Annotated in this window: 14 protein-coding genes; 10 read left to right on the top strand and 4 right to left on the bottom strand. The window is 69.1% G+C overall.

What is annotated here, in order from left to right:
- On the bottom strand, nt 1-1,563 hold the full coding sequence (locus tag AC5Y7V_RS20625; protein WP_499881892.1) for an MFS transporter: 1,563 nt from the start codon (nt 1,561-1,563) through the stop codon (nt 1-3).
- Nucleotides 1,560-2,267 carry an LppX_LprAFG lipoprotein gene (locus AC5Y7V_RS20620; protein ID WP_499881891.1) on the bottom strand — a complete coding sequence of 236 codons (708 nt, stop codon included), beginning with the start codon at nt 2,265-2,267 and terminating at the stop codon, nt 1,560-1,562. Before AC5Y7V_RS20620 ends, AC5Y7V_RS20625 begins: the two co-directional genes overlap by 4 nt.
- An 84-nt stretch (nt 2,268-2,351) precedes the next feature.
- Here AC5Y7V_RS20620 and AC5Y7V_RS20615 point away from each other — a divergent pair, with 84 nt between their 5' ends.
- Nucleotides 2,352-2,957: a riboflavin synthase gene (locus AC5Y7V_RS20615; RefSeq protein WP_499881890.1), complete on the top strand. Its 606-nt coding sequence runs from the start codon at nt 2,352-2,354 to the stop codon at nt 2,955-2,957.
- A gap of 50 nt (nt 2,958-3,007) precedes the next feature.
- On the opposite strand, the gene AC5Y7V_RS20610 is transcribed toward AC5Y7V_RS20615, so the two are convergent.
- On the bottom strand, nt 3,008-3,376 hold the full coding sequence (locus AC5Y7V_RS20610) for an Mtp family mycobacterial-type pilin (protein WP_499881889.1): 369 nt from the start codon (nt 3,374-3,376) through the stop codon (nt 3,008-3,010).
- Nucleotides 3,377-3,746: 370 nt separating this feature from the next.
- Here AC5Y7V_RS20610 and AC5Y7V_RS20605 point away from each other — a divergent pair, with 370 nt between their 5' ends.
- The 5 genes from AC5Y7V_RS20605 to AC5Y7V_RS20585 are packed head-to-tail and all read left to right on the top strand — an operon-like array spanning nt 3,747 to nt 8,209.
- Nucleotides 3,747-5,024, top strand: a complete 1,278-nt coding sequence (locus AC5Y7V_RS20605) for a bifunctional 3,4-dihydroxy-2-butanone-4-phosphate synthase/GTP cyclohydrolase II (RefSeq protein WP_499881888.1) — start codon at nt 3,747-3,749, stop codon at nt 5,022-5,024.
- Nucleotides 5,021-5,503, top strand: coding sequence for a 6,7-dimethyl-8-ribityllumazine synthase (gene ribH, locus AC5Y7V_RS20600; protein ID WP_499881887.1), 483 nt, complete (start codon nt 5,021-5,023; stop codon nt 5,501-5,503). The genes AC5Y7V_RS20605 and ribH overlap by 4 nt, the downstream gene beginning before the upstream one ends.
- 50 nt (nt 5,504-5,553) lie before the next feature.
- Nucleotides 5,554-5,964, top strand: coding sequence for a PH domain-containing protein (locus AC5Y7V_RS20595; protein WP_499882035.1), 411 nt, complete (start codon nt 5,554-5,556; stop codon nt 5,962-5,964).
- Between the two features lie 18 nt (nt 5,965-5,982).
- Nucleotides 5,983-6,651 carry a hypothetical protein gene (locus tag AC5Y7V_RS20590; protein WP_499881886.1) on the top strand — a complete coding sequence of 223 codons (669 nt, stop codon included), beginning with the start codon at nt 5,983-5,985 and terminating at the stop codon, nt 6,649-6,651.
- A gap of 43 nt (nt 6,652-6,694) precedes the next feature.
- Nucleotides 6,695-8,209, top strand: a complete 1,515-nt coding sequence (locus AC5Y7V_RS20585) for an HNH endonuclease signature motif containing protein (protein ID WP_499881885.1) — start codon at nt 6,695-6,697, stop codon at nt 8,207-8,209.
- A 28-nt stretch (nt 8,210-8,237) separates the two neighbouring features.
- On the opposite strand, the gene AC5Y7V_RS20580 is transcribed toward AC5Y7V_RS20585, so the two are convergent.
- A complete protein-coding gene (locus AC5Y7V_RS20580) occupies nt 8,238-9,023 on the bottom strand; it encodes an alpha/beta hydrolase (RefSeq protein WP_499881884.1) in 786 nt (261 codons plus the stop codon).
- Nucleotides 9,024-9,121: 98 nt separating this feature from the next.
- Here AC5Y7V_RS20580 and uvrC point away from each other — a divergent pair, with 98 nt between their 5' ends.
- The 4 genes from uvrC to whiA are packed head-to-tail and all read left to right on the top strand — an operon-like array spanning nt 9,122 to nt 13,933.
- Nucleotides 9,122-11,065, top strand: coding sequence for an excinuclease ABC subunit UvrC (gene uvrC / locus AC5Y7V_RS20575; RefSeq protein ID WP_499881883.1), 1,944 nt, complete (start codon nt 9,122-9,124; stop codon nt 11,063-11,065).
- Nucleotides 11,062-11,937 (top strand): RNase adapter RapZ, encoded by an 876-nt coding sequence (gene rapZ, locus AC5Y7V_RS20570; protein ID WP_499881882.1) that lies wholly within the window; start codon nt 11,062-11,064, stop codon nt 11,935-11,937. Before uvrC ends, rapZ begins: the two co-directional genes overlap by 4 nt.
- A complete protein-coding gene (locus tag AC5Y7V_RS20565) occupies nt 11,934-12,959 on the top strand; it encodes a YvcK family protein (protein ID WP_499881881.1) in 1,026 nt (341 codons plus the stop codon). The genes rapZ and AC5Y7V_RS20565 overlap by 4 nt, the downstream gene beginning before the upstream one ends.
- Complete coding sequence (gene whiA / locus AC5Y7V_RS20560) at nt 12,956-13,933, top strand: DNA-binding protein WhiA (RefSeq protein ID WP_067014582.1); 978 nt, start codon at nt 12,956-12,958, stop codon at nt 13,931-13,933. Before AC5Y7V_RS20565 ends, whiA begins: the two co-directional genes overlap by 4 nt.

Here is a 13,933-nt window from a genome sequence, read left to right as displayed (position 1 = left end):
TCAGGGGGTTGGCGCCGGGTTGATCTCGGCCGGTTCCTCGGTGACTTCGGGTTCCTCGGCGTGTTCCTTGCGGCCGCTGACCAATAGACCCAGCAGCGCCCCGGCCACACAGATGCCGACGGTGACCATGAAGATGTCGCCGTACATCGCCGCGAAGGCCTTGATGTACATCGTGCCCTGGGCGAGCACGCGTTCCAGCAGGGTGGCGTCCGGCGGGATCGCCGCGGTCAGCCCGGCCACGATCTGGTTGAACCGGTAGAAGCCCCACGCCGTCAGCGCGGCCACGCCGATGAGCATGCCCGTCATGCGGGCCACCACCACCGCCGCCGAGGCGATGCCGTGTTGCGCGGCCGGGACCACCCGCAGGGCCGCCGACGACAGCGGCCCGATCACCAGGCCGAGGCCGAGGCCGGCCACCAACAGGTTGGCGTGGATCGTCGGCACGCTGAACAACCCGAAGACGTCGACCTTGTGCCCCAGGATGTCTTCGCGCCAGTAGTGAATCAGCCAGTACCCGTAGGCGGCGATGAGCAGCCCGACGAAGATCATGATCCGGTCGCCGATGCGGGTGGCGATCCAGCCGCCCAGCACCGCGCCGATCGGCAGGGCGATCAGGAACCACAGCAGCAGCCCGGCCGCCTGGTTCTGGTTCATCTGCAGCACGCCCTGCCCGAACAGCTCCACGTCCACCAGCGTCACCATCAGCGCCGCGCCCGCGGCCAACGAGGCGCCCAGCGCCGCGAGGAAGGGGCGGAAGCGCACGCCGGCCGGGTCGATCAGCCGGGTGCGGGAGAACCGCTCCCACACCACGAAGGCCACCGCGGCGACGATCGCGCCGATCACCAGCGGCAACCCGTAGCTCGGCAGCACCTGCTTGCCGTCGGGGTTGGGGTTGTACAGGCCGATCACCGCGAGCCCCAGCGCGACGGCCAGCAGCAGGCCACCGACCAGGTCGATCCGTTCCGGCGCCTCGGTGCGGTCCCGCGAGGGCAGGCTGAACTGGATCATCACCATCGCGATCAGCGTCAGCGGCACGTTGATCCAGAACACGTATCGCCAGTCGTGGAACAACCAGACGATGAAGATGCCGTACAGCGGGCCCAGCACGCTGCCCAGCTCCTGCGCGGCGCCGATGCCGCCCAGCACGCCGGCGCGGTTGCGCTGCGACCAGAGGTCGGCGCCGAGCGCGAGGGTGACCGGCAACAGCGCGCCGCTGGCCACGCCCTGGATGGTTCGGCCGGCGATCAGCATGTGGAAGTCGCCGAATTGACCGGCCAGCGCGGTGACCACCGACCCGACGATGAACAGGCCGAGGGCGGCCTGCAGCAGCAGCTTGCGGCCGAACCGGTCGGACGCCCGGCCCAGTAGCGGCATGGCCGCGATGTAGCCGAGCAGGTACATCGTGACGATCCAGGTGATCCGTTGCAGCTGGTTAACCGGGATGCCGACGTCGGACATGATGTCGCGCATGATGGTGACCACGACGTAGGTGTCGAGGGCCCCCAGCAGCACCGCAAGGCTGCCGGCGCTGATCGCGACGCGGCGTCCCGACTGAGTGCTCACGAGATCACCGGGGGCTTGGTGACGTTGACCGGCGCGCCCCAGTTGGACATGTTCATCTGCAGGGAATTGCCCGAACTCTTCTCCAGGCTGGCCTGCACCAGCTGGTGGTCGCCGTTCTCCTGGATCCACACCGTGCCCGGCACCTGCCCCGACGCGGTGAACTGCGGAACGAGCTTGTTCACCGCGTCCGCGGAGAACTTCCCGCTGATCTTGACCGCTTCCTGCCCGTTGATGTTGTCGCGCCCCTCGGCCTTGGCATCGGTGAAGTTGTTCAGCGCGTTGGCCAGCCCGGTGTCCGGGTTCAGGATCACGGAGACGTCGTAGATGTCGGAGGCCTTGCCGAAATCACTCCACTTGTTCGGCGTGAGCGTGGCGTACAGGTCGCCGTCGACGACGACGAAGTCGGCTTGAATGTCTGCCCCCCCGACAGTGAGCGTGGCGTTTCCGGACGCCGCGGTGGCCGGTGCGTTCGTGAGGTCACCCGTCAGCACCTTGATGGGCAACCCCGGAATCTTGCCGTTCACCTTTATAACGAGGTGGGCGCTCTTGACGTTCTTGGTCGAGGCGGCGGATTGCTTGACCAGGTTCGTGGCGTCGGGGAGCGGCCCGCCGCTCACCTTCGGGCCCGACGAGCATCCGGCGATCAGGGCGGAGGCGAGGGTCAGGGAAGCGAGGACGGCCAGTAGACGGTGGCGAGTCGGCATACCCTGCATCGTAGAGGGTGCCCGTGACCGGCTCTTCGAACACGGGGCGCGCTTGCCCGCTGTTTCGCCCGATAACCTGGTGCAATGTTCACCGGAATTGTCGAGGAGCTCGGAGAGGTGACCGGCCGCGAGATGCTCGCCGACGCCGCGCGGTTGACCATCCGCGGGCCGATGGTGACCGGCGATGCCGGGCATGGCGATTCGATCGCCGTCAACGGTGTGTGCCTCACGGTCGCCGAGCTGCTGCCGGACGGCCGGTTCACCGCCGACGTGATGGGCGAGACCCTGAGCCGGTCGAACCTGGGCGAGTTGCAGGTCGGCAGCCGGGTCAATCTCGAGCGCGCCGCGGCCGTCAACAGCCGGCTCGGCGGACACATCGTGCAGGGGCACGTGGACGGCACCGGCCAGGTGGTGTCCCGCGCACCCTCCGAGCATTGGGAGGTCGTGCGGATCGAGGTGCCCGCCCCGGTGGCCCGCTACGTCGTCGAGAAGGGGTCGATCACCGTCGACGGGATCTCCCTGACGGTGTCCGGGCTGGGCGCGGAGCCGCGGGACTGGTTCGAGGTCTCACTGATCCCGACGACGCGGGAACTGACCACCCTCGGCCGCGCCCCGGTCGGGACGCAGGTCAACCTCGAAGTCGACGTCATCGCCAAGTACGTCGAGCGGCTGATGAAAGCGGGCCGCTAGCAGCGGCGGTGTGGCACCCCTGCAGCGGCCCGCTTTGGATCAGGAGCTGGTTACAGCCCGCGCCAGACGGGGCCGTCCCAGTAGCCCCAGTCGTTGAACTGGGCGTTCCAGACGACCTGGGCCCACGGCGCCCACGGCGGCGGCGGGGGCATCGGCCGTGCCCACGGCGGCGGGGCGCCGTAGCCGGCCGGCCCATAGTTGTCGTCCCAGTCACGGCAGTTGTTCCAGTTCTGGTAGGGCCCCCAACCCGAGTCCCATTGCTGGCCGGGGCACCAGTGATGGTGATTCACGGGTGCGGGAGGAGGCGCCGCCTGCGCGGTGCCGGAAGTCAGTCCGAGCGCGGCCGCGGCCATGCCGCCGGCGGCGAGCGCGCCGGTGCACCAGCGACGCCATGTCTTGGTTTGCGTGTTTGTGTTCATGGCCTCAGATTTCCCCTTTGGGAATCTGCCCAAAACGCACCACGGCGTAGTTTTGAATTCAAAGGCTGCGCCCAGCTCGGGCTTATCCGTGACTAATGCGTGAACTCGACTGGGATCGTTTGCCCACGTCAATCAACGCGTCGATGCCCGGATCGCCGCGCATTGTTGTCCAAACAATTCGACGCGTGCGTCATTTTTAAATGCAACGCCTGGGCTTCTTGCGTGGGGTCGACCGATGGTGCTCGCCGAGGCGCCGGGTCCGGCGTCCCGCTGGATAAGCCGTGGCAATAACCGCCGCGCCGCGGTGGTTCATACTGGATGCAACACTTGGGCCGCTCGCCCGGGCCCCTACGAAAGCAAGGCAGCACAGATGACGAGGTTGGACTCCGTCGAGAGGGCGGTTGCCGACATTGCGGCAGGTAAAGCCGTCGTCGTCATCGATGACGAGGAGCGCGAGAACGAAGGCGACCTGATCTTCGCGGCCGAGAAGGCGACGCCGGAGATGGTGGCCTTCATGGTCCGCTACACCTCGGGATACCTTTGCGTACCGCTGGACGGCTCGATCTGCGACCGGCTCGGGCTGCTGCCGATGTACGCGGTGAACCAGGACAAGCACGGCACCGCCTACACCGTTACCGTCGATGCGAGAAACGGTGTGGGAACCGGGATTTCGGCATCCGACCGGGCCACCACCATGCGGCTGCTGGCCGATCCCGCCAGCGCCGCTGACGATTTCACCCGTCCCGGCCACGTAGTTCCGTTGCGCGCCAAGGACGGTGGCGTGTTGCGCCGGCCCGGCCACACCGAGGCCGCCGTCGATCTCGCCCGGCTGGCGGGGCTGCAACCCGCGGGCGCGATCTGCGAGATCGTCAGCCAGAAGGACGAGGGCTCGATGGCCCAGACCGACGAGTTGCGGGTCTTCGCCGACGAGCACGACCTCGCGCTGATCACCATCGCCGACCTCATCGAGTGGCGGCGCAAGCACGAGAAGCACATCGAGCGCATCGCCGAAGCGCGGATCCCGACCCGGCACGGGGAGTTTCGCGCCATCGGCTACTCCAGCATCTACGAGGACGTCGAGCATGTGGCGCTGGTCCGGGGCGAGATCGCCGGGCCCAACGCCGACGGCGACGACGTGCTGGTCCGCGTGCACTCCGAATGCCTGACCGGCGACGTATTCGGCTCGCGCCGCTGCGACTGCGGGCCGCAGCTGGACGCGGCGATGGCGATGGTCGCGCGCGAGGGGCGCGGCGTCGTGTTGTACATGCGCGGCCACGAGGGCCGCGGCATCGGGCTGATGCACAAGCTGCAGGCCTACCAGCTGCAGGACGCCGGGGACGACACCGTCGACGCCAACCTCAAGCTCGGATTGCCCGCCGACGCAAGGGATTACGGGATCGGCGCGCAGATCTTGGTCGACCTCGGCGTGCGCTCGATGCGGCTGCTGACCAACAACCCGGCCAAGCGGGTCGGGCTGGACGGGTACGGGCTGCACATCATCGAGCGGGTGCCGCTTCCGGTTCGGGCCAACGCCGAGAACATCCGCTACCTGATGACCAAGCGCGACAAGATGGGGCACGACCTGGCCGGGCTCGACGACTTCCACGAATCCGTCCATCTGCCGGGCGAATTCGGCGGTGCTTTGTGAGCGGTGGCGCCGGCATCCCGGACGTGCCGCCGCTGCAGGCGTCCGGCCTGCGGCTGGCCATCGTGGCCAGCACCTGGCACGCCGAAATCTGCGACGCGCTGCTGGACGGTGCCCGCAAGGTGGCATCCGAGTCCGGCATCGACGACCCGACGGTGGTCCGGGTGATCGGCGCGATCGAGATCCCGGTGATCGCGCAGGAGCTGGCCCGCAACCACGACGCCGTCGTCGCTCTGGGCGTCGTAATCCGCGGCCAGACACCGCATTTCGACTACGTGTGTGACGCCGTTACGCAGGGGCTGACCAGGGTTTCGCTGGACGCTTCGACCCCGATAGCCAACGGGGTGCTGACCACCGACACCGAGGAGCAGGCCCTGGACCGGGCCGGCCTTCCGGAATCGGCCGAGGACAAGGGCGCCCAGGCCACGGGGGCGGCCCTCGCCACCGCGCTGACGTTGCGTGACCTGCGCGCCCGGTCGTGACGTCGCCGACGAGCCGCGAGGTCTGGGATGTCGAACTGCGTCCCCACCGCATGCCGTTATTCGTTTACATCGCCGCGTTTCTGATCGCCGCGGCGCACATCATGGTGGGCCTGCTGCTCAAGATCCAGTCCAGCGGAGTGATCTTTCACACTTCCGATCAGGTGGCGGTGGCCGCCCTGGGTCTGGTGATCGCCGGCGGGGTGCTGTTGTTCGCGCGCCCGCGGCTGCGGGTCGGACCGGCCGGGCTTTCGGTGCGAAACCTTCTCGGGTACAAGCTGATTCCCTGGACAGACGTCGTCGGCGTGTCGTTTCCGGCCGGCCGGCGGTGGGCGCGCATCGACCTGCCCGATGACGAGTACGTTCCCCTGATGGCGATCCAGGCCGTCGACAAGGAGCGCGCCGTGGATGCGATGGACACCGTGCGGTCGCTGCTGGCGCGATATCGCCCCGACGCCCGCTGAGCGCTGTACCATCGCCCGATGGCACGTACCACGCGGGCGGCTGCCGCGCTGGTCGTCGCCGCGGTGCTGGTGAGCTCCTGCGCAACCTCGGTGGCGGGTCGAGCGGTGCGGGCCCCCGGTCTGCCGGGGATCCCCGCGAATGCGCACCTGGCGATCCCGGCGCGCGAGCTGCTCTTGCCCGATGGGGACACCACGCCTTTCGGCCCGGCCACCGCTAATCCGTTGGGCGACAACTACTTCACCAGCGCGCGGCCACCGGAATGCTCGGCGGCGCTGCTGTTCAAGGGTTCCCCGCTGTTGCCGCCCGGCTCGGCGGAGCACGCCGAGTCGGCCTACCGTGTCGGCGGCGCGGCGCAATACGCCGAGTCGGTCGACGTCTACGACAAAGCGGTGAAGGCCCACGACGTGGTGTCGAAGGGCTTTGCCGCCATCGCCAAGTGCCATGGCGAAGCCGTCGGGATGTCGCCCGCCGGGGCGTTTCGCCCGATGCGACTCAGCTTCTTCGGCACCACCGACGACGGCATCCTCGTCTGGACCATGACACGTTCCGATTGGACCTGCGATTACGGGCTGGCGGTGCTTGCGCGGGTCGCCCTGATGCTTTCGGCCTGTGACAGCAAGCCGGGATTCCCCATGCGGGACTGGGCGTCGAAACGCAAGGCACAGCTCGACCGACGGACCGCCTGACGAGCGGCGTGGGTTGTCGCCGGTCTGCGCTATACTCGAACACATGTTCGATAAAGCCGCTCGTGCCGAGGTGATTGCCCGGTTCGACGAGATGATTGAGCGGTGTTATCCGTCGAAGACGGCGGAGTCGGCCGCGTTGGTGGATCGGATCTGCGCGGCGTCGCGGGCGGAGAATCGGGCGGCGGCCGCGCAGCTGGTCGCGGTTGGTGAGTTGTTTGCTTATCGGTTGTCGCGGTGTGCGGAGACCGAGGAGTGGGCGATCGACACGATGGAGGCGGTGGCGGCCGAGATTGCGGCGGCGTTGCGGATCAGCCAGGGGCTGGCGGCGAGCCGGGTGCGCTACGCCCGTGCCATGCGCGAGCGGCTGCCGCAGGTGGGGGAGGTGTTTGCCGCCGGGGATATCGATTACCGGTTGTTTCAGACGATCGTGTATCGCACGGATCTGATTGAGGATCGCGAGGTGTTGGCGGGCGTGGATGCGCGGTTGGCGGCCAATGTGGCGCGCTGGCCCTCGATGAGCCGGGGCCGGCTAAGTGCCCAGGTGGACAAGATTGTCGCCAAGGCCGATGTGGATGCGGTGCGTCGGCGCGCCAAGGCTCAGCGGGATCGGGAGGTGTGGGTCGGCCCGGATCAGGATGGGCGCGCGGAGTTCGGTGGTGTCCTGTTGAGCCCCGATGCGCACGCGTTGGAGAAGCGGCTGAACGGGTTGGCGGCGACCGTGTGTGTGCATGATCCGCGTAGCCGTGAGCAGCGTCGCGCTGATGCGTTGGGGGCGCTGGCCGCGGGCGCGGATCGGTTGGGGTGTCGGTGCGGAAGAACCGATTGCGCGGCGGGGAAGCGCCCGGCGGCGGGTCCGGTGGTGATTCATGTGATCGCCGAGCAGGCCGCCCTCGACGGGCGGGGCTCGGCGCCGGGCTCGGAGGTGGGTGCCGATGGGCTGATTCCGCCCGAATTGATCCAGGAGTTGGCGAAGTCGGCCAAGCGGGTGCCGTTGGTTCACCCCGGCGACACGCCGCCCGAGGACGGCTATGTGCCGTCGAAGGCGTTGGCCGATTTCGTGCGCTGCCGGGATCTGACGTGTCGCTGGCCGGGCTGTGATGCCCCGGCCATCGGCTGCGACCTGGATCATACGATCCCCTATGCCCAGGGCGGGGCCACGCACGCGTCAAATCTGAAGTGCTACTGCAGAACTCATCATTTGATCAAAACCTTCTTCGGCTGGACCGAACAGCAACTCGCCGACGGGACGCTGATCCTGACTTCCCCGGCCGGGCACACCTACGTGACGACCCCGGGCAGCGCGCTGCTGTTCCCCAGCTTGTGTTATGCGGTGGGCGGGATGCCGACGCCCGAGGCCGACCCGAACCCGGATTACTGCGGCGAGCGCACCGCGATGATGCCCAAACGCCGGCGCACCCGCGCCCAAGACCGCGCCTACCGCGTGGCCGCCGAACGCCGCCACAACCGCGACGCCCGCACCGCCCGCCGGGCCGAGGCCTGGAGCTACACCCTGCCCGCCCCACCCGCCGACGACGACGACGATCCGCCCCCATTTTGACGGTGCCCGATGGCACGGAAATCTTCGGCTAGGCCGTCGCGAGCACGCGGTTCCTGGCGATCCAGTCGTCGATACGGTCAATCGTGAGGGGCAGCGCCGCCTCCGAGAACACCATGTGGTCGGAACGGGGAATCTCGACGTAGGTGCCGCGCTGGTAGCGGGCCGCGGTTCGGCGCGCGACTCCGGCTGGCACGATGCGGTCGAATTCCGCGCTTATCGCCAGCACTGGAGTCGGGATTGCGGCGAAGTCGACGACCGCGGTCTTCGAAAGCCGTGGAACCGCGAGGAACATCTCCCAGGCAAAGCGCCCGGATTCGCAGACCAAACCGTCGTAGATCTCGCGGGCGACGTCCTCGGTCTGGGCGTTGGCGATCCAGCGTCGAAATTGTTCGAACGTCGGTGGCCGCCACGGCTTGGTCCAGGCCCGTGGCTGTAGCAAGTGCGGCAGGGACATGCGCACGTTGGTAGCGCTCGTCCCCACGATGCCCGCCGCGGGGGCGGGGCATGCCGCCACCAAGCCGGCGTGGCGCGTGCGCGCGGCCACCAACTGCGCCAGCAGCCCGCCCATCGAGTGGCCTATCAACAGCGGTGGACGATCCAGCGAATTCACGAATGCCACTAGGTCGTCCGTGTAGTCCCGAAGGCTCAGTGACGCGACCTTCAGGGCGCCCTCGCGGAAGGGCAGCTCGTGATGGCGCAGCGTCGGGGTATGAGTGGTGTAGCCGCGCCCTTCGAGGGCGCTGCGGGCGGAAGCCCACGACTCGCCACGGGACCATGCGCCATGGATCAAAACGACGTGCTTAGCACCGGACATGCAATTAAGGATGACAGTTTGGGTGTCCCAAAGTGTCCCGTTCGACGGCACGAGTGGGGATGACCTCCGCCGTCCTACCCGCCTACTAGCCTGGTTACGTGCCAGATCCCGCCACGTATCGCCCCGCGCCCGGGTCCATCCCGGTCGAGCCCGGCGTCTACCGGTTCCGGGACGTGCACGGGCGCGTCATCTACGTCGGCAAGGCCAAGAGCCTGCGCAGCAGGCTGACGTCCTACTTCGCCGACGTCGCCGGCCTGCACCCGCGAACCCGCCAGATGGTGACCACCGCGGCCAAGGTCGAGTGGACGGTGGTCAACACCGAAGTCGAGGCGTTGCAGCTGGAATACAACTGGATCAAGGAATTCGATCCGCGCTTCAACGTCCGCTACCGCGACGACAAGTCGTACCCGGTGCTGGCGGTCACCCTCAACGAGGAGTTCCCGCGGCTGATGGTGTACCGCGGCCCGCGGCGCAAGGGGGTGCGCTACTTCGGGCCCTACTCGCACGCGTGGGCCATCCGCGAAACGCTGGACCTGCTCACCCGCGTCTTCCCGGCGCGCACCTGCTCGGCCGGAGTGTTCAAGCGGCACAGGCAGATCGACCGCCCGTGCCTGCTCGGCTACATCGACAAGTGCTCGGCACCGTGCGTCGGCAGGGTCAGCGCCGAGCAGCACCGCCAGATCGTGGAGGACTTCTGCGACTTCCTGTCCGGCAAGACCGACCGGTTCGCCCGCGACCTGGAGCACGAGATGAACGCCGCGGCCGAGCGGCTCGACTTCGAACGGGCGGCGCGTCTTCGCGACGACCTGGGCGCGCTCAAGCGGGCCATGGAGAAGCAGGCCGTGGTGCTAGGCGACGGCACCGACGCCGACGTGGTCGCGTTCGCCGACGACGAGCTGGAAGCGGCGGTGCAGGTGTTCCACGTGCGCGGCGGGCGGGTCCGCGGCCAGCGCGGCTGGATCGTCGAAAAGTCCGGTGATCCAGGCGAATCCGGCGAGGAGCGGCTGGTCGAGCAGTTCCTCACGCAGTTCTACGGCGAGCAGGCCGAGCTGGGCGGCTCCGCCGACGAGGCGGCCAACCCGGTTCCCCGCGAGGTGCTGGTCCCGTGCCTGCCGTCCAACTCCGAGGAGCTCACCAGCTGGCTGTCCGGCCTGCGCGGCTCGCGTGTCAACTTGCGGGTGCCGCGGCGCGGCGACAAGCGCGCGCTGGCCGAAACCGTGCAGCGCAACGCGAAAGAGGCCCTGCAACAACACAAGCTGAAGCGCGCCGGCGACTTCAACGCGAGATCCGCCGCGCTGCAGAACATTCAGGACGCGCTGGGCCTGGCCGACGCGCCGCTGCGCATCGAATGCGTCGACATCAGCCACGTGCAGGGCACCGACGTGGTGGGCTCGCTGGTGGTGTTCGAGGACGGCCTGCCCCGCAAGTCGGACTACCGCCACTTCGGGATCCGGGAGGCCGCGGGGCAGGGCCGCTCGGACGACGTCGCCTCCATCGCCGAGGTGACCCGCCGCCGCTTCGCGCGCCACCTCAGCGAGCAGCAGGACCCCAATATGCTTTCCCCGGAAGGGAAATCGCGCCGCTTCGCCTACCCGCCCAACCTGTACGTCGTCGACGGCGGCGCGCCACAGGTCAATGCGGCCAGCGCCGTGCTCGACGAGCTCGGCATCGCGGACGTCGCGGTGATCGGACTGGCCAAGCGGCTGGAAGAGATCTGGGTGCCCTCGGAGCCGGACCCGATCATCATGCCGCGCAACAGCGAGGGCCTCTACCTGCTGCAGCGCGTGCGCGACGAGGCGCACCGGTTCGCCATCGCCTACCATCGCAGCAAGCGATCCAAGCGAATGACCGCCTCGGCGCTCGATTCGGTGCCAGGATTGGGAGAACATCGCCGCAAGGCGCTGGTAACGCATTTCGGATCGATAGCCCGCCTCAAGGAGGCCACCGTCGACCAGATCACCGCCGTGCCGGGCATCGGCGTGGCCACGGCCACGGCCGTCCTCGAGGCGCTGCGACCCGAACAACCCGGGGACCCGCAATGACGGGCGAGGCGGGCATCGACGTCGTCCTGGTGACGGGGCTGTCCGGGGCCGGGCGGGGCACCGCGGCCAAGGTGCTCGAGGACCTCGGCTGGTACGTCGCCGACAACCTGCCGCCCCAGCTGATCACGCGCATGGTCGATTTCGGGCTGGCCGCCGGTTCGCGCATCACCCAGCTGGCGGTGGTGATGGACGTGCGGTCGCGCGGCTTCACCGGCGACCTCGACGAGGTGCGCAACGAGTTGGCCACCCGCAACATCACCCCGCGCGTGGTGTTCATGGAGGCATCGGACGACATGCTGGTGCGTCGCTATGAGCAGAACCGGCGCAGCCACCCACTGCAGGGCGACCAGACCCTGGCCGAGGGCATCGCCGCCGAGCGCAGGATGCTGGCCCCGGTCCGCGCCACCGCCGACCTGATCATCGACACGTCCACGCTGTCGGTGCGGGGCCTGCGGGAGAGCATCGAGCGCGCGTTCGGCGGCAACGGCGCCGGAACCACCAGCGTCACCTTCGAGTCCTTCGGCTTCAAGTACGGGCTGCCGATGGACGCCGACATGGTGATGGACGTCCGGTTCCTGCCCAACCCGCACTGGGTCGACGACTTGCGCCCACTCACCGGCCAGGACCCCGCGGTGCGCGACTACGTATTGGGCCAGCCCGGCGCGGGGGAGTTCCTCGACGCTTACCATCGATTGCTAAATCTGGTCGTCGAGGGCTACCGCCGGGAGGGCAAGCGCTACATGACGGTCGCCATCGGCTGCACCGGCGGCAAGCATCGCAGCGTCGCGATCGCCGAGGCATTGATGCAGCGATTGGGGGGTAACCCGCAGCTGACGGTGCGGGTGCTGCACCGGGATCTGGGTCGCGAATGAGTGAAGGCATCGTTGCGCTGGGGGGCGGACACGGCCTGTACGCGACGCTGTCCGCGGCGCGCCGGCTGACGCCCTACGTCACCGCCGTGGTGACGGTCGCCGACGACGGCGGCTCGTCGGGCCGGCTGCGCAGCGAACTGGACGTGATCCCGCCCGGCGATCTGCGAATGGCCTTGGCGGCGTTGGCATCTGACAGCCCGTACGGGCGGCTGTGGGCGACCATCCTGCAGCACCGATTCGGCGGCACCGGCGCCCTGGCCGGGCACCCGATCGGCAACCTGCTGCTGGCCGGACTCAACGAGGTGCTGGCCGATCCCGTCGCCGCCCTCGACGAGCTTGGCCGCATCCTCGGCGTCAAGGGCCGGGTGTTGCCGATGTGCCCGATCGCGCTGCAGATCGAGGCCGACGTGTCCGGCCTGGAGGCCGACCCACGGATGTTCCGGCTGATCCGCGGCCAGGTGGCGATCGCGACCACGCCCGGCAAGGTGCGGCGGGTGCGGCTGCTGCCGCCCGACCCGCCGGCGACCCGGCAGGCCGTCGACGCGATCATGGCCGCGGACCTGGTGGTGCTGGGCCCCGGCTCGTGGTTCACCAGCGTCATCCCGCACGTGCTGGTCCCGGGGCTGGCGACGGCGCTGCGCGCCACCACCGCCCGGCGCGCACTGGTGCTCAACCTGGTGGCGGAGCCGGGGGAGACGGCCGGCTTCTCGGTGGAGCGCCATCTGCACGTACTGGCCCAGCACGCACCCGGGTTCACCGTGCACGACATGATCATCGACTCCGAACGGGTGCCCAGCGAACGCGAGCGCGAGCAACTGCGCCGCACCGCGACGCTGCTAGAAGCCGAGGTCCACTTCGCTGACGTGGCCCGACCTGGTACACCTTTACATGACCCGGGCAAGCTCGCGGCGGCGCTGGACGGGGTCCGAGCGGGTCACAAAGGTCGAGGAGCCCCTTTGGATCGGACCACCGCGCAGCTGCCGGTCGACGTTGAGACGAGGGGTGACGACGCGTGGCGATGACGACCGAAGTCAAGGACGAGCTGAGCCGCCTGGTTGTGAAATCGGTCAGCGCGCGGCGCGCGGAGGTCACGTCCCTGCTGAGGTTCGCCGGCGGGCTCCACATCGTGGGCGGCAGGGTGGTCGTCGAGGCCGAGGTGGACCTCGGCAACGTCGCGCGCCGGCTGCGCAAGGACATCTTCGAGCTGTACGGCTACAACGCCGTCGTACATGTGTTGTCCGCCAGCGGGATTCGCAAGAGCACCCGGTACGTGCTGCGGGTGGCCAACGACGGCGAGGCGCTGGCGCGTCAGACCGGCCTGCTCGACATGCGGGGGCGTCCGGTGCGCGGCCTGCCGGCCCAGGTCGTCGGCGGCAGCGTCGCCGACGCCGAGGCGGCGTGGCGGGGGGCCTTTTTGGCGCACGGGTCGCTGACCGAGCCGGGACGTTCGTCGGCCCTGGAGGTCAGCTGCCCCGGCCCGGAGGCCGCGCTGGCGCTGGTCGGCGCCGCCCGCCGGCTCGGGGTCAGCGCGAAGGCGCGCGAGGTGCGCGGCGCGGACCGGGTGGTGGTGCGCGACGGCGAGGCGATCGGCGCCCTGCTGACCCGGATGGGCGCCCAGGACACCCGGCTGGTCTGGGAGGAGCGCCGGATGCGCCGCGAGGTCCGCGCGACGGCCAACCGCCTGGCCAACTTCGACGACGCCAACCTGCGCCGGTCGGCGCGGGCCGCGGTCGCGGCGGCCGCCCGGGTGGAGCGGGCGCTGGAGATCCTTGGCGACACGGTCCCGGACCATTTGGCGTCGGCGGGGCGGCTGCGCGTCGAGCACCGGCAGGCGTCGCTGGAGGAGCTCGGCCGCCTGGCCGACCCGCCGATGACGAAAGACGCTGTGGCCGGGCGCATTCGGCGCCTGTTGTCGATGGCCGACCGCAAGGCGAAGGTCGAAGGCATCCCCGACACCGAGTCGGCGGTGACGCCCGATTTGCTGGAGGATGCTTAA

The sequence above is a fragment of the Mycobacterium sp. NGS34 genome (genome assembly GCF_059812845.1).
This window is presented reverse-complemented; position numbering and strand designations above follow the sequence as displayed.